The sequence below is a fragment of the Burkholderia sp. RS01 genome, assembly GCF_039748055.1.
GTDB lineage: Bacteria > Actinomycetota > Actinomycetes > Actinomycetales > Micrococcaceae > Arthrobacter.
In genome coordinates this window covers 1-17,732 of sequence record NZ_JBDLAK010000025.1, presented here as the reverse complement: position 1 = coordinate 17,732, position 17,732 = coordinate 1, and the positions used below count along the sequence as shown (strand labels likewise).

The window sequence follows — 17,732 nt, the reverse complement described above, 5'->3', positions numbered from 1 at the left end:
AGGAGACCCGTCGTGAAAAAGCTGCTTCCCGCCGTCGTGATCGCAGGGCTGCTCCTCGCAGGCTGCGCCGGAAGCCCCAAGATGAGCGTGGACGAGAGCTGCAAGTTCCTCCAGGGGGACACCTTCAAACCGACCGGCAGCCAAGTCCAGCAGGCAGACCAGATCGCCAAGCACTACCAGGAGGCTGCCGACAAGGTAGCCCCGGAGCTTGCCGACCCGATCCAGAAGATGGCTGACGTCATGAAGAAGGTGGCCGGCACCTCGCTCGGAGACAAGAGCGCAGAGCAGCTCACCGAGCTCAAGAACCAGAACAACAGGATCGGCGAGGTCTGCAAGTAAGCGGTCAATGCCATCGGCTAATCTGGAGCGGTGACCCTCCGCTTTTACGACACCGCATCCGCCGAAGTCCGCGACTTCGTTCCCCTCGTACCGGGCAAGGCAAGCCTGTACTACTGCGGGGCGACGGTGCAGGGGATGCCGCACGTGGGGCACATCCGCTCCGCCATCGCCTTCGACCAGCTCACGCGCTGGCTTGAGTACCGGGGGTTCCGGGTCACGGTGGTCCGCAACGTGACCGACATCGACGACAAGATCCTCGCCAAGTCCGAGGCGTCGTTCCACCCGGATTTCGAGCAGGAGCCCGGAGCCGTTCCTGAAGAGGAATGGTGGGCGCTGGCGTACCGGTACGAGCAGGAATTCCTCAAGGCCTACGACACCCTCGGCGTCTCCCGCCCCACCTACGAGCCGCGCGCCACCGGCCACATCCCGGAGATGTTCGCCCTCATCCAGCAGCTGATCGACCGCGGCCATGCCTACCCGGCCCTCGACGGCTCGGGTGACGTCTACTTCGACGTCCGCTCATGGAACAAGTACGGGTCGCTGACGCGGCAGAAGCTCGATGACATGCAGGGGGCCACTGACGCCGACCCCCGCGGCAAGAAGGACCCGCGCGACTTCGCGCTCTGGAAGGGCCACAAGGAAGGCGAGCCGACGACGGCAAGCTGGGATTCGCCGTGGGGCGCCGGCCGCCCCGGCTGGCACCTCGAATGCTCCGCCATGGTCACCAAGTACCTCGGCACCGAATTCGACATCCACGGCGGCGGCCTGGACCTGCGCTTCCCGCACCACGAGAACGAGATGGCCCAGTCGCAGGCTGCCGGCCACGCCTTTGCCAACTTCTGGATGCACAACGGCATGGTCACATACCAGGGCGAAAAAATGTCCAAGTCCGTGGGCAACACCGTCAGCCCGGCTGAAATGCTGGAACTCGCCCCGCCCCGCGTGGTCCGCTACTACCTCGGCCAGGCCCAGTACCGCTCGGTGTTGGACTACCAGCCGACATCCCTGCAGGAAGCCACCGCCGCCGTCGACCGCATCGACGGTTTCATCGCGCGGGCGGTCCGCGCCCTGTCGGCGGACGGCTCCCTGTTGTTCGGCAGCCACGGCACGGTGCCGGACGCCTTCGCCGCCGCCATGGACGACGACCTCAACGTGCCGCAGGCCCTGGGAGTCCTGCATGACACGGTCCGCGCAGGGAACACCGCGCTCACCGGCGGTGACTTCGCGGCAGCACGGCAGGCGCTGACCAGCGTGACTGACATGCTCCGTGTGCTGGGAATCAGCGACGCCGCGCAGCCGGCCGTCGACGATCAGGCCACCGCGGCCCTCGGAACACTTGTGGAGGCCCAGCTTGCCGCCCGCGCGGACGCCCGGGCGCGGAAGGACTGGGCCGCATCGGACGCCATCAGGGACGTCTTGTCCGCCGCCGGCGTGGTGGTTGAAGACAGCGCGGACGGCGCCACCTGGAGCCTCCAGCGCGGCTAGATTCCGCGGCAGCGATCCGCCCCGGTCAACGATTTAACTTGAGTCAGTAGACTGGAGTCCAGACGTACTCAATACAACCAAGGGTGGAACTCATGGCCAACAACGGTCGCCCGGGCGCAATCCGCAAGCTCAAGAAGGGCCCCACCACCGGAACCGGTGGCCACGGCCGCAAGGCACTCGAAGGCAAGGGGCCAACCCCCAAAGCCGAGGATCGCCCGTATCACAAGGCATACAAGAACAAGCAGTTCTCTGAGCGCTCAGAGGCCAAGCGCTCCGGAGGTAGCCGCAACGCCGGCGCACGTTCGGGCCCTAAGGGACGCGCCACCGAGGAAGTGGTCACCGGCCGCAACTCCGTCGTGGAGGCGCTCCGGGCCGGGATCCCCGCGAAGGCACTGCACGTGGCCATCCGCATCGAGATGGACGACCGCGTCAAGGAATCACTCAAGCTGGCCGCCGAACGCGGCATCCCGCTGCTGGAGACCGGCAAACCGGAACTCGACCGGATGACCGACGACGCCGTGCACCAGGGCCTCGTGCTGCAGATCCCGCCGTACGAATACCAGGACGCCTACGACCTGGCCGAGCAGACCGTCGAACGGTGGAAGAAGGGGCACGTCTCGAACGCGCCCATCTTCGTTGCCCTCGACGGCATCACGGACCCCCGCAACCTCGGCGCCATCATCCGCTCCGTCTCGGCCTTCAGCGGCCACGGCGTGATCGTCCCGGAACGCCGTTCCGTGGGTGTCACGGCCTCCGCCTGGAAGACCAGCGCCGGTGCCGCCGTCCGCGTGCCCGTCGCCCGCGCGTCCAACCTGAACAACGCCCTGAAGCAGTTCAAGTCCATGGGCATCTTCGTCCTCGGACTCGACGGCGACGGCGACGTCTCGCTGCCGGACCTCACCCTGGCCACCGAGCCCGTCTGCATTGTCGTGGGCTCCGAAGGCAAGGGTCTCAGCCGCCTCGTCCGGGAGAACTGCGACCAGATCGTCTCCATCCCGATCGACTCCGCCATGGAATCGCTCAACGCCTCCATGGCCGTCGGCATCTCCCTCTACGAGGTGTCCCGCCAGCGCGCCGTCAAGTAGTTCCCCGCCGGTCGAGTCCCCGCTGGTCGAGCCTGTCGAGACCGGCTCGGGCCGGCATGCGAATTTGGCAACTCTTGTCAGAAAATGCGAAACGCTTCCGCACTTAACGTGCGGGAGCGTTTCCCGTTAACGGTGACAGCGGCACTCGGAGCAGAGCCTAGAACTGCCGGCGGTTGGCCAGGACCGGGAGCCTGGTTTGGGCGTCCTTGACCACGGCGGGATCCAGGTCGGCGAACAGCAGGCCGGGGGCGCCGTCGAGCTCTTCGAGGACTTCGCCGAAAGGCGATACGACGGCGGTGTGTCCCACTCCGGTCGGGGCAGCGCCCCGCGGTTCAACACCCTGGGTAGCCGGATCGCCCTGTCCACAGGCAAGCACGTAGGTGGTGGTGTCCACGGCGCGTGCGCGGGCCAGGAGCTGCCACTGCTCCACTTTGCCGGGCCCCGCACCCCACGAGGCGCAGACGATGTTCGCCACGGCTCCCCGGTCGGCGTTGGCCGTGAAAAGTGCAGGGAAACGGATGTCGTAACAGGTGGCCAGGCCAAAGGTGACGCCGCCGGCGTCGAACGTTACAGGTCCTGTCCCGGCGTCCACGGTGTCCGATTCGAGGAAGCCGAAGGCATCAAAGAGGTGAACCTTGTCGTAGCTGGCTTCCACGCCGGGACCGGTGACCAGCAGGGTATTGCGGACCTTCGCCTGCCCTCCGGAAGAGGACGCTCCCGGAGTGAACATTCCGGCCACGGTCACGATGCCAAGACCGGCGGCAATGGAGCGGACCCGGTTGGCCCACGGGCCATCCAGCGGTTCTGCGATGTCGATCAGCGAATTTCCGAAGGCGCGCATGGAGGCCTCAGGGAACACGACCAGCTCGGCGCCGCCGTCCTTGGCGCGGCGGGCGTACTCCTCGACCAGCTCGAGGTTGGCGGCCAGGTCCCGGCCGGTGATGATCTGGGCAAGTGCAACCCTCACGAGTGCCTCCATGTCGGTGCGTACTACCAGTATGCCGCTGCCCGGACGCCGTCCGCCCGTGTGCAACATCCCGGAATAGATCAGCTTATTTGTCAGTGCCAGCTAAGCTTTAACCGATGGTAATGCCCCTCTTAGACACAGCCTCGACCGTGGACGCCTCCCAGGCCTTCCCCCTCGGCGTCAGTTCGCCGCGCCCCAGGCCTGCAGGGGACGGCTCGCACGGCACGCGCGCCAACGTGGCTGTCTATGCGCCTGGCGTCCTCACCCTGGAGGTCGCGTACCAGGCGCCGGGAGGCAGCTGGCGGCTCCAGCCGCTGCCGAACGTCACGAATGGCGTCCATCACGGCATTGTTGAAGGTTTCCCGGTCGGCTCGCGCTACGGCTTCCGCGCGGCTCCCGACGCCCAAGTCCTGCCGCTTTCCGTTCCCACCCTGAATTTTGACGACGACCACGGCGACGACCGGCAGCCGCTGCTGCTCGATCCCTACGGCCGCGCCGTGGACCAGCGCAACGGTTTCCTGACGAACGTCAGGATGGCCAGCGACTTCGACTGGGGCGCCGACGACCGCCCCCACACGCCGTGGCGCAACACCATCATTTACGAGGCCCATGTCCGCGGGCAGAGCAAGCTGCACCCGGACATCCCTGAGACCCTGCGCGGAACCTACGCTGGCATGGCCCATCCGGCCATGATCGAGCACCTGACCGGCCTCGGCATCACGGCCGTACAGCTGCTGCCGGTGCATTTCCACCTGGACGAGCCGCACCTTCAGAACCTCGGCCTGACCAACTACTGGGGCTACAACACGGCGGCATTCTTCGCCCCGCACCCCGCCTACGCCACGCAGGCTGCGCAGGACTCCGGGCCGCAGGCCGTGCAGGACGAGTTCAAGGGCATGGTCAAGCTGCTCCACGCTGCGGGCATCGAAGTCATCCTGGACGTCGTCTACAACCACACCGCAGAGGGCGGGCCCGACGGCCACACCTTCGGCTTCCGCGGACTGGGCGAGCAGAAGTATTACCGCACCGACGGCCACGGCAAGTACATCGACACCACAGGCTGCGGGAACACGCTCAATTTCGGCGAGCCCCGCGTGGTCCAGCTGGTGCTGGATTCGCTCCGCTACTGGGTCGATGAATTCCACGTCGACGGCTTCCGTTTCGACCTGGCCGTCACGCTGTGCCGCAATGCCGCCAACGAGTTCGATCCGAACCATCCGTTCCTGGTGGCCGTCGCGGCGGACCCGGTTTTGTCCCGGGTCAAGCTGATCGCCGAGCCCTGGGATGTGGGGTACGGCGGCTGGCAGACCGGACGCTTCCCGGGCGGCTGGGTGGACTGGAACGACCACTACCGGGACGCCCTGCGCTCGTTCTGGCTCGCGGACCGTGCGGCCATCGACGCCGGCGGCCAAGGCGGTTCCGTGGCCCGGCTGGCCGACGCCATGTCCGGCTCGGCGAGCCTCTTTGAGCCGTCAGGACGTTCCCGGCTGGCGTCGCTGAACTTCATCACCGCCCACGACGGCTTCACCATGACCGATCTCGTGTCCTACGACCGCAAGCACAATGAGGCCAACGGTGAGCAGAACCGGGACGGCCACGGCGATAACCGCAGCTACAACCACGGTTTTGAAGGGCGGACCGAGGACGAAAGCATCCTGGCCCGGCGCGCCCAGACCCGGCGCAACCTGATGGCCTCGCTCATGATCTCCCTCGGTGTTCCCATGATCACGGCCGGCGACGAACTTGGCCGCACCCAGCAGGGCAACAACAACGCCTACTGCCAGGACAACCCCCTCGCCTGGCTCGACTGGACCAGCACGCCGGAGTCGCACGCCATGCTCCGCAGCGCCAAGCGCGTCATCCGCCTCCGCAAGGAATTCCTGGCCGGCCAGCCCCACGATTATCCGGTCCGCGACGCCCAGTCCTACCTTTACTGGTATGACGAGGACGGCCAGCCGATGTCCATGGAACGGTGGAACGATCCCCGGCACAGGGTGGTGCAGTTGCTGCTGGGTTCCGACGACGGCCAGGTGGCAGGACTCGTTGTGGTCAACGGCGGCCGCGAGGATGCCAATGTCACCCTTCCCCAGGTCACCAACGACGACGGCACCGGCAAGCGGATCTTCGAACTGCGCCTCACCACGTCCGAGCTCCACGACCGCCGCCAAGGCAGCCTGGTTGCCTCCGGTGAGCGGGACAGCGTTCTGGCGAACACCATCAGCATCTACCGCACCTAGGCCACGTGTACCCCACCAACAAGCGGAGGACAATGGCCGTAGGGTCTCTGCTGATAGGGCTCGCCTTGGCGGCCCTCGTGGCGTGCGGGCCCGTTGCGTCGCCCACCGCGCAGGCGCCCGCGGCCACTTCTCCGTCCGCAAGCGTGACGGCTATTCCCAACCCTTCCGGGCTGGCCACCATCCGGGAGTCCCAGCTGCCGGCCGAAGGCCGACGCACCCTTGTCCTGATCCGGCAGGGCGGCCCCTTTCCGTACAGCCGCGACGGCGTGACGTTCAGCAATTTCGAGCGCGTCCTGCCGCGCAAGTCGGGCGGGTACTACAAGGAATACACGGTCCCCACCCCCGGCGAGTCAGACAGGGGCGCCCGCAGGATCGTGGCGGGCAAGGACGGCGAGAAGTACTACACCCCGGACCACTACGCGTCATTCAAATTCATAGCAGAAGGCAAATAGTACCCATGAAGATCTATTCCGGGGACACCTGGACCGTTGACGAGCTGCGCGACCAGATTGCGGACGCAGGCCGCCGCAGCCTGGTGATCCCGGCCGCGGAGTCCAAGAAAGCAGTGCTGGCCACCTTCGGCGAGGCACTGAACTTCCCGGACCACTACGGCGTGAACCTCGACGCCCTCAACGACTCGCTGCACGACTTCGCCGACGCCATCTCCGACAACGGCCAGGAACCCCTGACCCTCATCTGGCAGGTGCCCGCCGCCTTCCGCAGCGGACGCTCCTTCGGCGTCGTCTGCGAGATCCTGCAGGACGCCGAAAGCTACGCCGGCCACGACCTGTCAGTCATCGCCGTCTTCCTCTAAGCGGCCACGTCAGGAAGCGCGAGGAGGCTGACTAGGCGTTGACAATCAGCCCCAGTTCGGCCTTGGATGCCAGCGCCTCGTGCTTGGGCAGCACACGGACGGTGTATCCGAAGGACCCGGAGCGGTCGATGACGATGGACCCGGTGAAGAGGTGGCGGCCGCTGCCGAGTTCCTCCTTCGGCTCCAGTTCCACAAAGGTCACGTTGGCGAGTTCGTCGTTTTCCTCCGCCTGGCCGTAGGCCACCTCCACGGACACATCGTTGGGCGACAGGTTGTGCAGCCCCACGTAGGCGTTGACCTGGAGCGAGTCACCGATCTGCGGCTCCTCGGACACTCCCATGGAGTCCACGTGCTCCACGTGGAGGTGCGGCCATGCCGCACGGACCTTGGAGACCCAGGCTGCGAGTGCCTTGGCCTGGGCGTAGGAACCGGCCACCGCGTGCCGGCCCGAGATTGCGGCGGGCCTGTACAGGATGTTGACGTAGTCCTGCAGCATCCGTTCCGCCGAGACGGCAGGGCCCAGGTGGGCCAGCGTGTGCTTGATCATCGACACCCAATGCGTGGGAATCTTCTCCTGGCCGGAGTCGGAGGGCCCGGCAGCGCCGGCCGATTCGGAGACGGTGTTGCCGTAGAAGCGCGGCGCCACCTGCGTCTCGAGCAGCTCATAAAGCGCGGCTGCCTCGATGTCGTCCCGTTCCTCGGCGGAAGCGCCGTTGTTGGCGGTCGGGATCGCCCAGCCGTTCTCGCCGTCGTACATCTCATCCCACCAGCCGTCGAGCACGGACAGGTTGAGGGACCCGTTGATGGCCGCCTTCATACCGGACGTGCCGCAGGCTTCCAGCGGACGCAGCGGGTTGTTGAGCCAGACGTCGCAGCCCGGGAACAGTGTCCTGGCCATGGCGATGTCGTAGTTCGGCAGGAACACGATGCGGTGGCGGACCTTCGGGTCATCCGTGAAGCGGACCAGGTCCTGGATCATCTTCTTGCCGGCGTCGTCCGCCGGGTGCGACTTCCCCGCGATGACCAGCTGGATGGGGTGCTCCTTGTGCAGCAGGAGGGCCTTCAGCCTCTCCGGCTCGCGCAGCATGAGGGTCAGCCGCTTGTACGTGGGCACGCGCCGGGCGAAGCCGATGGTGAGGACATCCGGGTCCAGCACCGAGTCGGTCCAGCCCAGCTCGGCGTCGGCGGCGCCGCGCTTCTTCCAGGCCGCACGCAGCCGGCGCCGGACATCCTCGACGAGCGAGACCCGCATCTCGCGCCGGAGCGCCCAGACCTCGGCGTCGCTGACGTTGTAGGCGAGGTCCCAGCGGCCCATGACTTCGGCTTCAACGCCGAATCGTTCACGGGCGAGTTTGGAAATCCTGGAGTCCACCCAGGTGGGAACGTGCACGCCGTTGGTCACGGAGGTAATGGGCACCTCGGAGTGGTCGAATCCCGGCCAGAGCGCGGAGAACATGCCCCGCGACACCTCACCGTGGAGCTTGGCCACGCCGTTGGCCCGCTGCGCAAGCCGGAGTCCCATGACGGCCATGTTGAAGAGGAAGGGGTTTCCGTCAGCAAAGTCTTCCCGGCCGAGGTCCAGGATCCGCGACATGGGAACGTCCGGAGCAAGGCCTGCTTCGAAGAAATGCTGTATCTGCGCCGTTTCGAAGCGGTCGATTCCGGCCGGAACGGGAGTGTGCGTGGTGAACACGGTGGACGCGCGTCCCGCGGCGAGGGCCTCGTCGAACGTGAGGGCCTCTTCCCCGGCCATCAGCTCCTGGATCCGCTCGATGCCCAGGAACCCGGCGTGGCCCTCATTGGTGTGGAAGACCTCCGGCGCGGTGGTCCCGGTCAGCCGCTGGTAGACCCGCAGCGCCTTCACGCCGCCCATGCCCAGCAGGAGTTCCTGCTGCAGCCGGTGGTCGCCTCCGCCGCCGTAGAGGCGGTCGGTGATGCCGCGGGCGGCGTCGTCGTTGCCCGGAACGTTGGAGTCGAGCAACAGAAGGGGGACACGGCCGACGTCGGCACGCCAGATGTGTGCCAACAGGCGCCGTTCGTTGGGCAGCGGCAGGGCAATCTGGATGGGCTTGCCGTTGCCGTCCGCGGAGGGCTCGCGCAGCAGCGTCAGCGGCAGGCCGTCCGGGTCAATCACCGGATAGGTTTCCTGCTGCCAGGCGTCGCGGGACAGGGACTGCTTGAAGTAACCGGCCTGATAAAGGAGTCCCACGCCGATCAGCGGCACGCCCAGGTCGGAGGCCGCCTTCAGGTGGTCACCGGCGAGGATGCCGAGGCCGCCCGAGTACTGGGGCAGGACTTCGGTGATGCCGAATTCGGGGGAGAAGTACGCAATGGAGGCAGGGGCGTCATTGCCCAGGCTCTGGTACCAGCGGGGCTCCTGGAGGTACCGGTCGAGGTCCTCGGCCGCCGCCTGCACACGGGCCACCACATTCGGGTCAGTGGCCAGCCGGTGCATTTCCTCGCGGCCCACAAGTCCCAGGAAGCTCACCGGATCGTTGCCGCTTTCAGCCCACACTTTGGGGTTGAGACCCTCGAAGAGTTCCCTCGTGGGCCGGTGCCACGACCAGCGAAGGTTTGTGGCCAGACGGGCAAGCGGCCGGATCGGTTCGGGAAGAACGGTACGGACGGTAAATCTGCGGATTGCCTTCACCTGCGCCACACTAACCGACAAGATGAACGGCAGGAACCGCATTCGATTACTTTCCGGTAAATGACGAGTCACTTCACAAATTAAGATCGCACGCTTAGCAATTCGCCCGGATTCTCGCTAACGTCGAGCCTGTGACGACAAACACGCGAACCAGCGCCCCATCAAAGCAAACGCCGAAAGTTTCGATCATGGATGGCCTCCGGTTTGGCCGTTTCCCCATCACGGACGTTCAGCCTGTTGTCGAAGGGGGGAAGTTCCCGGCGAAGGCCCTCCCGGGCGAGGGAATCGTGGTTAGCGCCCGGTCCTTCCGCGAAGGCCATGACCAGCTTGGCGTGAGCGCGGTCCTCCTGGATCCGAAAGGCAAGGAACGCCAGCGGGTGCGCCTGCAGCCCCCGGCCGGGGATCGCGGCAAAGGCACGGACCTCTGGGAGGGCATGCTGACGCCGTCGTCAACCGGCAACTGGTCCTTCGTCATCGAATCCTGGCACGACCGCTACGGCACGTGGCACCACAATGCCGAGGTCAAGGTCGAAGCGGGCATCGACGTCGAACTGATGCTGGACGAAGGGGCCGCGTTGCTGTCCCAGGCCGCCGAAGATACTTCGCGCAACTCCGACGACAGGCGAACGCTCCGCACCGCCGCCTCCGTGCTGTCCGACACGGCCCTGTCCGCCGAGGAGCGCCTGGCTGCGGGTTTCGGCGAGGACGTGGCCGCCGTCGTCGGCCGCGAGCCCATCCGCGATCTGGTCACTGTCTCCGAAGCTTTTCCGCTCCTGGTTGAGCGGGATCTCGCGGGCCGCGGTGCCTGGTATGAGTTCTTCCCCCGGTCGGAAGGCGCCGTGCGGGACCACTCGACGGGGGAGTGGACGTCCGGGAACTTCCGGACCGCGGCCAACAGGCTGGATGCCGTCGCCGGCATGGGCTTCGACGTCATCTACATGCCGCCCATTCACCCGATCGGCGTGCAGCACCGCAAGGGCCCGAACAACACCCTGATCGCCGGTCCCCAGGATCCTGGTTCGCCCTGGGCCATCGGTTCAAAAGACGGCGGTCACGACGCCATCCACCCGGAGCTCGGAACCTTTGACGACTTCGATGCCTTTGTGGCGCGCGCCAACGAACTCGGCCTGGAAGTGGCGCTGGACCTTGCACTGCAGGCGGCGCCGGACCACCCCTGGGTGCAGTCGAATCCCGAATGGTTCACCACCCGGGTCGACGGCAGCATCGCCTACGCGGAGAACCCGCCGAAGAAGTACCAGGACATCTACCCCCTCAACTTCGACAACGATCCCGAGGGCCTGTCCAAGGAAATCCTGCGCATCGTCCAGCTCTGGGTCAGCCACGGCGTGAAGATCTTCCGCGTGGACAACCCGCACACCAAGCCCGTGTGGTTCTGGGAATGGCTCATTGCGAAGGTCAACAAGAAGAACCCGGAAGTCGTGTTCCTGGCCGAGGCGTTCACGCGGCCCGCCATGATGCATGCGCTGGGCAGGGCCGGTTTCCAGCAGTCCTACACGTACTTCACCTGGCGCAACACCAAGAAGGAGCTCGAGGAGTACTTCCAGGAGGTCAGCCATGTGTCGCCGGCCTACTTCCGGCCGAACTTCTTCGTTAACACCCCGGACATCCTGACCGAGTACCTGCAGTACGGCGGGCCAGCTGCGTTCAAGATCCGGGCTGCCCTCGCTGCCACCGCCAGCCCGCTGTGGGGCGTGTACGCCGGCTACGAGCTGTACGAGCATGTGGCCAGGCCAGGGGCGGAGGAGTACATCGACAACGAGAAGTTCGAGTACAAGGCCCGCGACTGGGACGCGGCCAACGCGTCCGGCAGGACACTCGCGCCCTACTTGACCCGGCTCAACGAAATCCGGAAGGCGCACCCTGCGCTGGGTGACCTGCAGAACCTGACGCTGCACCACAGCACCGACGAAGCCACCATCGTGTACTCCAAGCACAAGACGCTTCCGGACGGCACCAAGGACACCGTCATCGTGGTGATCAACGTGGACCCGCACAGCACGCGGGAAAGCACGGTGTCCTTGGATCTCGCGGCCCTGCACCTGGACCCCGACGACCTCTCCGCGAACGGCGGATTCCGCGTCGATGACCTGATCTCGGGCGAGACGTGGGAGTGGGGCGAATACAACTACGTAAGACTCGATGCCCACGTTGAACCTGCACACATTCTGAACATCCGGAGGTAGCCTCAAGTGAGTTTCAGCCCGCAGAACCCGAGTCATCACTTCACACCCAAGAGCTCGTTCGAGCTCAATGCACCCGGATTGCAGCACGATCCCCTGTGGTACCGGAAGGCGGTGTTCTATGAAGTGCTGGTCCGGGGTTTTGCGGACGCCAACGGCGACGGCTCAGGCGACTTCCATGGCCTGATCGAGAAACTCGACTACCTGCAGTGGCTTGGGGTGGACTGCCTCTGGCTTCCGCCGTTCTTCCAGTCGCCGCTGCGCGACGGCGGTTACGACATCTCGGACTACAACTCCGTACTGGACGAGTTCGGCACCATCAGCGATTTCAAGCGGCTTGTTGCCGAGGCGCACGCCCGCGGCGTCCGGGTCATCATTGACCTGCCGCTGAACCACACCTCGGACCAGCACCCATGGTTCCAGGAGTCGCGGAAGGACCCGGACGGTCCGTTCGGGGACTTCTACGTGTGGAGCGACACCGACGAGAAGTACCAGGACGCCCGCATCATCTTCGTGGACACGGAGGAGTCCAACTGGACCTTCGACCCCATCCGGCGCCAGTTTTTCTGGCACCGTTTTTTCAGCCACCAGCCGGACCTGAATTTCGAGAACCCGAAGGTCATCGACGCTCTGTTCGACGTCGTGCGGTTCTGGCTGGACCAGGGGATCGACGGCTTCCGCGCAGACGCCATCCCGTACCTGTTTGAGGAAGAGGGCACCAACTGCGAAAACCTGCCCGCCACCCATGACTTCCTGCGCAAGCTGCGGAAAATGGTGGATGACAGCTACCCGGGCAGGGTGATCATCGCCGAGGCCAACCAGCCGCCCAACGAGGTGGTGGAGTACTTCGGCACCGAGGAAGAGCCCGAATGCCACATGGCCTTCCACTTTCCCATCATGCCGCGGCTGTACTACGCGCTGCGTGATCAGAAGGCCGCCCCGATCATCGAGACCATGCACGACACGCCCGAGATTCCGGAGGGCGCCCAGTGGGGCACGTTCCTGCGGAACCACGACGAACTGACGCTCGAAATGGTCACCGCGGATGAACGCGCGGCCATGCTCGGCTGGTACGCCCCGGACCCCCGCATGCGGGCCAACATCGGCATCAGGCGCAGGCTCGCGCCGCTGCTGGATAACTCCCGGGCGGAAATCGAGCTCATCAATGCCCTGCTGCTGTCCCTGCCGGGCAGCCCGTTTCTGTACTACGGGGACGAAATCGGCATGGGCGACAACATCTGGCTCGAAGACCGCGACGCCGTCCGCACCCCCATGCAGTGGAACCCGGACCGCAATGCGGGATTCTCCAATGCCGACCCCGGCAAGCTGTACCTGCCGGTCATCCAGTCGCTGGTCTACAACTACAGCATGGCCAATGTGGAGGCTGAAGCGGCACACTCCGGATCCCTGTTGCGCTGGACCCGCCAGATCCTGAGCGTCCGGCGCAACCACGCGGCGTTCGGCCTCGGCGGGTTCAAGCACGTCGAAGCCGACCACGACGTCGTCCTGGCCTACCTGCGCGAATTGCCGGAGGGCAACTCAGCCGGCGAGCCGGCCGAGTCCATCCTCTGCGCCTTCAACCTCTCGCAGCATCCGGTGGCGACAACGCTGAAGGTCCCGCAATTTGCCGGCCGCGGGCTCCGGGACGTTTTTGGCGGCCAGCCCTTTCCGGGCATTGGTGAGGACGGGAACCTGACACTGACCCTGGGCAGCCACGACTTCTTCTGGCTCCGGATCCGCTCGGCGTCCTCCAACCCGTCGTCCCCGTTCACCCAGGCGATGCCGATCCTGTCCATTGAGGGCTGACATGAGCCAATCCACCCTGACACCCACACTCGAAGAACTCCTCCGCAGCTGGCTGCCGCGCCAGCGCTGGTTCCCGGTTAAGTCTGCCGACTTTTCGCTGGATCCGGTGGGCGGACTCATCCTCACCGATGCCGCGGGCCAGGTGGGCCTTGAGGTGTTCCTCGCCGCCGTGGTTTCTGACACGGCCGACGGCGGCCGCCGCACCGATGTGGTGCAAGTGCCGCTGAGCTACCGCAGCGACCCCCTGCCCGGCGCGGAAGGCGCGCTGATCGGCGAAAGCGACCACCCCGAATTGGGTCACCGCTGGATCTACGACGCCGTTCACGACCGCGCGTTCATTGCGGCGTGGCTGGAACTCATGCGAACGGAAGGAGCCGCCGCCGCGGGCACGGCCAGCGGCCACCTGTCGGGCGCCGGCCAGCCCCTGCCGCGCGCTTCCGGGACGGTCAAGGTCCTCTCCGGTGAACAGTCGAACAGCTCGGTGATAGTGGACGACGGCGTCTCCGCGGCCATCGTGAAGTTCTTCCGCGTGCTTTCCCCGGGCCGGAATCCCGAAGTGGAAGTCGGGGCCGCACTTTCTGCCGCCCGGACGTCCGAGGTGCCGGCCACCCTGGGCTGGGTCACCGGCGAATGGGATGCCCCGGCGGGCCGTGCCGACGGTGAACTGGCAGTTGCCCATGAGTTCCTGGCCGGCGGCCGGGACGCCTGGCGGCTCGCCGTCGAAGCAGCCGGCGCGGGAGTTGACTTCACCGCCGAGGCCCACGCCCTGGGCCACGCAACAGCCATGGTCCACCGCCGGCTCGCGGAAACGCTTGGCGTATCTGCCGAGGCCGTCCCCGGCGGTGTCATCGCCCCCGGAGTAGCGCAGCGCATCCGCGAGGCATGGACGGAGGCGCGGGCCGCCGTCGGGCCTCATGAAGAGGGGCTGGAAAGCCTGCTCGCCACCCTCGACGGTGTCCCGGCCGGTGCCCTGCAGCGCATTCACGGCGACCTCCATCTGGGCCAGATCCTTCAGGTTCCCGGCAGCGGCGGAGCGGAGGACCGCTGGGCAATCCTCGATTTCGAGGGTGAGCCCCTGCGGCCCATCTCCGAACGCAACTTTCCCGACGTGCCGCTGCGGGACGTGGTGGGCATGCTGCGCTCCTTCGACTACGCGGCCGGTGCCGCCGAGCGGGAGCGAACCGATGCCCGCGTGCCGGAATCCTGGGTCGACGACTGCGCCGAGGCCTTCCTCGCGGGATATTCCGAGGTCACGCCTGGCACGATCGACCGGAACTCGCCGCTCTTTGTGGCATTGTGGCTGGACAAGGCGTTGTACGAAGTCGTTTATGAATTGCGGAACAGGCCCGGCTGGCTGGCCATTCCGGTCAATGCGTCCAGACGACTCCTCAGCAGTAAAGGCCCCGGCGAACCGGCCGGCGCCGCAGCGGAAGGTAAGAAGATGACAGGCTCTGCACATACCGACAGCCACCACGCGCCGTTACCCGTGGATGCGCAAACGCTCTCGCAGGTGGCGGCCGGCGAACACCATGCGCCACACTCGGTGCTCGGCGCCCACCTCGATGACTACGGCCACGTAACCATCCGCACCGTAAAGCACCTGGCCGAAGCGGTTAACGTGGTTACCGCCGCGGGCGCCCTGCCCATGGCCCATGAGGCCGACGGCGTGTGGGTTGCCGTCGTCGAGCCCCTCCAGGCCGGCCACGTGCCGGACTACCGCCTTGAGGTGACGTACGAGGGCGCGGGACCGGTGACCGTGGACGATCCGTACCGCTACCTGCCCACGGTCGGCGAAGTGGACCTGCACCTGATCGGTGAAGGCCGCCACGAGAAGCTCTGGGAGGTGCTGGGCGCGCATGTGCAGCACTACAAGTCCTCACTGGGCGACGTCGACGGCGTGTCCTTCGCCGTGTGGGCCCCCAATGCCGAAGCTGTCCGGGTCAAGGGCGACTTCAACGCTTGGGACGGCCGCGAAAATTCCCTGCGGTCCCTCGGTTCCTCCGGGGTGTGGGAACTGTTCGTCCCCGGCGTTTTAGCAGGGGCGTGCTACAAATTCGAAATCAAGGCCAAGGGCGGCTACTGGGTGGAGAAGGCCGACCCCCTGGCCTTCGGCACCGAGGTACCGCCGCTGACCGCGTCCCGAGTGGTCGAGTCCCACTACCGGTTCGAGGACGAGGACTGGATGCAGGCGCGCGCCGCCCGGGACCCCCACAACTCGCCCATGAGCGTTTACGAGGTGCACCTCGGATCCTGGCGCCTCGGCCTGAGCTACCGCGAGCTGGCCAAGGAGCTCGTGGAGTATGTGAAATGGCTGGGCTTCAGCCACGTTGAGTTCATGCCGGTGGCCGAGCACCCCTTCGGCGGCTCCTGGGGCTACCAGGTCACGTCCTACTTTGCTCCGACCTCCCGCTTCGGCCACCCGGACGAGTTCCGCTACCTGGTGGACGCCCTCCATCAGGCCGGCATCGGCGTCATCCTGGACTGGGTGCCAGCGCACTTCCCGAAGGACAACTGGGCCCTGGCGCAGTTTGACGGGCAGCCCCTGTACGAGCACGCCGATCCCAACCTGGGGGAGCACCCGGACTGGGGCACGCTGATCTTCGATTTCGGGCGCACCGAGGTCCGCAACTTCCTGGTCGCCAATGCGCTCTACTGGCTGGACGAGTTCCACATCGACGGCCTGCGCGTGGATGCCGTCGCGTCCATGCTGTACCTGGACTACTCCCGCGAGGAAGGCCAGTGGCAGCCGAACAGGTTCGGGGGGCGGGAAAACCTCGAAGCCATTTCCTTCCTGCAGGAAACCAACGCCACGGTGTACAAGACTCATCCCGGAGCGGTCATGATCGCGGAGGAGTCAACTGCATTCCCCGGCGTGACGGCACCGACCAGCCACGGCGGCCTCGGCTTCGGACTCAAATGGAACATGGGCTGGATGCACGATTCGCTCAAGTATTCCTCCGAGGATCCCGTCAACCGGAAGTGGCACCACGGCACCGTCACTTTCTCGATGGTCTATGCGTTCACCGAGAACTTCCTCCTGCCCATCAGCCACGACGAGGTTGTCCACGGCAAGGGGTCCATGCTCCGCAAGATGCCCGGCGACCGCTGGCAGCAATTGGCCAACCTCCGCGCCTTCCTCGGTTACCAGTGGGCGCATCCGGGCAAGCAGCTCATCTTCATGGGCACGGAATTCGGGCAGGAAGCGGAATGGTCCGAACAGCACGGTCTCGATTGGTGGCTGGCGGACATCCCCGCGCACCGCGGGCTTCAGCTGCTGACGAAGGACCTGAACGAACTGTACAAGTCCACTCCCGCGCTTTATGCGCGGGACAACGAGCCCGGCGGATTCCAGTGGATCAACGGAGCCGACGCGGACCGCAACGTCCTGACCTTCGTGCGCTGGGACACCGAGGGAAACCCGCTGGTCTGCGCAGTCAACTTCTCGGGCGGCCCGCACAAGGACTACGCATTGGGAGTACCCTCCACCGGTGCATGGACCGAAGTGCTTAACACCGACGCCGCCGCATACGGGGGATCGGGAGTCCTCAACGGCGGCACCTTGACGGCGGAGGACGAGGGCATCGACGGTCAGCCCGCAACCCTGACGGTCACTTTGCCGCCGCTGGGTGTTGCCTACTTCAAGCCGGCCGGTCCTGGTACAACTGCAGTCGGCTCAGCCGCTGCCGCGGACGGTGCCACCGCACTGCCGGGCGGACCGCTGACGTAAGCACCATGATGCGGGCAGCCAGCGGTGTCTAAGACGCCGCCGAAGGACCCCGCAAACAGGGCGACGAGAAGGCCCGGAATCCCCGTGATTCCGGGCCTTTTCGGCCCCTTCTGTGGCCGGGTTGGCCCCAGCGCAAAGTAGTGGTAAAGTTTATTTCCGCGCCGCTCCCCGGAGTTGGTCGGTACAGCAGCTAAGATGCCCAAGGCATCGACGAGCCGCAGACGCCGATTTGACACGGAGGAAGCGAGCGGCTAAGTTTGAAAAGTTGCTCCGGAGCGATCCACGGCTGTTTGGTTGTGGTGGTGCCGGGTGTGTCTGTTGTTTGAGAACTCAATAGTGTGCCAAGTTTGTTGATACCGGTTTATTTTATATGAATTGGTTGAATTTGCCAGGTTGCGCCACCCCGTGGTGTGGTCTGGTT

11 protein-coding genes are annotated in these 17,732 nt (G+C 65.8%); 9 read left to right on the top strand and 2 right to left on the bottom strand.

Going from position 1 to position 17,732, the window contains the following annotated elements:
- The first annotated feature begins 12 nt into the window (after positions 1-12).
- From ABFP37_RS19245 to rlmB, 3 genes are all read left to right on the top strand, one after another.
- The gene (locus ABFP37_RS19245; RefSeq protein ID WP_347034600.1) at positions 13-339 is read left to right on the top strand and encodes a hypothetical protein; all 327 of its coding nucleotides are present in this window, start codon (positions 13-15) and stop codon (positions 337-339) included.
- Positions 340-369: 30 nt separating this feature from the next.
- On the top strand, positions 370-1,824 hold the full coding sequence (cysS, locus tag ABFP37_RS19240; RefSeq protein WP_347034598.1) for a cysteine--tRNA ligase: 1,455 nt from the start codon (positions 370-372) through the stop codon (positions 1,822-1,824).
- A 92-nt stretch (positions 1,825-1,916) separates the two neighbouring features.
- Positions 1,917-2,909: a 23S rRNA (guanosine(2251)-2'-O)-methyltransferase RlmB gene (gene rlmB, locus ABFP37_RS19235; protein ID WP_347034597.1), complete on the top strand. Its 993-nt coding sequence runs from the start codon at positions 1,917-1,919 to the stop codon at positions 2,907-2,909.
- A 157-nt stretch (positions 2,910-3,066) separates the two neighbouring features.
- Here rlmB and ABFP37_RS19230 read toward each other — a convergent pair whose 3' ends face one another.
- A complete protein-coding gene (locus ABFP37_RS19230; protein WP_078029974.1) occupies positions 3,067-3,876 on the bottom strand; it encodes a carbon-nitrogen hydrolase family protein in 810 nt (269 codons plus the stop codon).
- A gap of 122 nt (positions 3,877-3,998) precedes the next feature.
- Between ABFP37_RS19230 and glgX the strand changes: the two genes are divergently transcribed.
- The 3 genes from glgX to ABFP37_RS19215 are packed head-to-tail and all read left to right on the top strand — an operon-like array spanning position 3,999 to position 6,927.
- Entirely contained in the window at positions 3,999-6,113 is a 2,115-nt protein-coding gene (glgX, locus tag ABFP37_RS19225) for a glycogen debranching protein GlgX (RefSeq protein WP_347034595.1), read from the top strand.
- Positions 6,114-6,145: 32 nt separating this feature from the next.
- A complete protein-coding gene (locus tag ABFP37_RS19220; protein ID WP_347034593.1) occupies positions 6,146-6,565 on the top strand; it encodes a ribonuclease domain-containing protein in 420 nt (139 codons plus the stop codon).
- 5 nt (positions 6,566-6,570) lie between these two features.
- The gene (locus ABFP37_RS19215) at positions 6,571-6,927 is read left to right on the top strand and encodes a barstar family protein (RefSeq protein WP_078029977.1); all 357 of its coding nucleotides are present in this window, start codon (positions 6,571-6,573) and stop codon (positions 6,925-6,927) included.
- A gap of 31 nt (positions 6,928-6,958) precedes the next feature.
- On the opposite strand, the gene glgP is transcribed toward ABFP37_RS19215, so the two are convergent.
- Entirely contained in the window at positions 6,959-9,577 is a 2,619-nt protein-coding gene (gene glgP, locus ABFP37_RS19210) for an alpha-glucan family phosphorylase (protein WP_347034592.1), read from the bottom strand.
- A gap of 188 nt (positions 9,578-9,765) precedes the next feature.
- Between glgP and ABFP37_RS19205 the strand changes: the two genes are divergently transcribed.
- The 3 genes from ABFP37_RS19205 to ABFP37_RS19195 are packed head-to-tail and all read left to right on the top strand — an operon-like array spanning position 9,766 to position 17,311.
- Positions 9,766-11,781, top strand: coding sequence for an alpha-1,4-glucan--maltose-1-phosphate maltosyltransferase (locus ABFP37_RS19205; RefSeq protein ID WP_078029978.1), 2,016 nt, complete (start codon positions 9,766-9,768; stop codon positions 11,779-11,781).
- 6 nt (positions 11,782-11,787) lie between these two features.
- Positions 11,788-13,584 (top strand): maltose alpha-D-glucosyltransferase, encoded by a 1,797-nt coding sequence (gene treS / locus ABFP37_RS19200; RefSeq protein WP_078029979.1) that lies wholly within the window; start codon positions 11,788-11,790, stop codon positions 13,582-13,584.
- 1 nt (position 13,585) lies between these two features.
- Positions 13,586-17,311 carry a 1,4-alpha-glucan branching enzyme gene (locus ABFP37_RS19195; RefSeq protein ID WP_078029980.1) on the top strand — a complete coding sequence of 1,242 codons (3,726 nt, stop codon included), beginning with the start codon at positions 13,586-13,588 and terminating at the stop codon, positions 17,309-17,311.
- Positions 17,312-17,732: the final 421 nt, after the last annotated feature.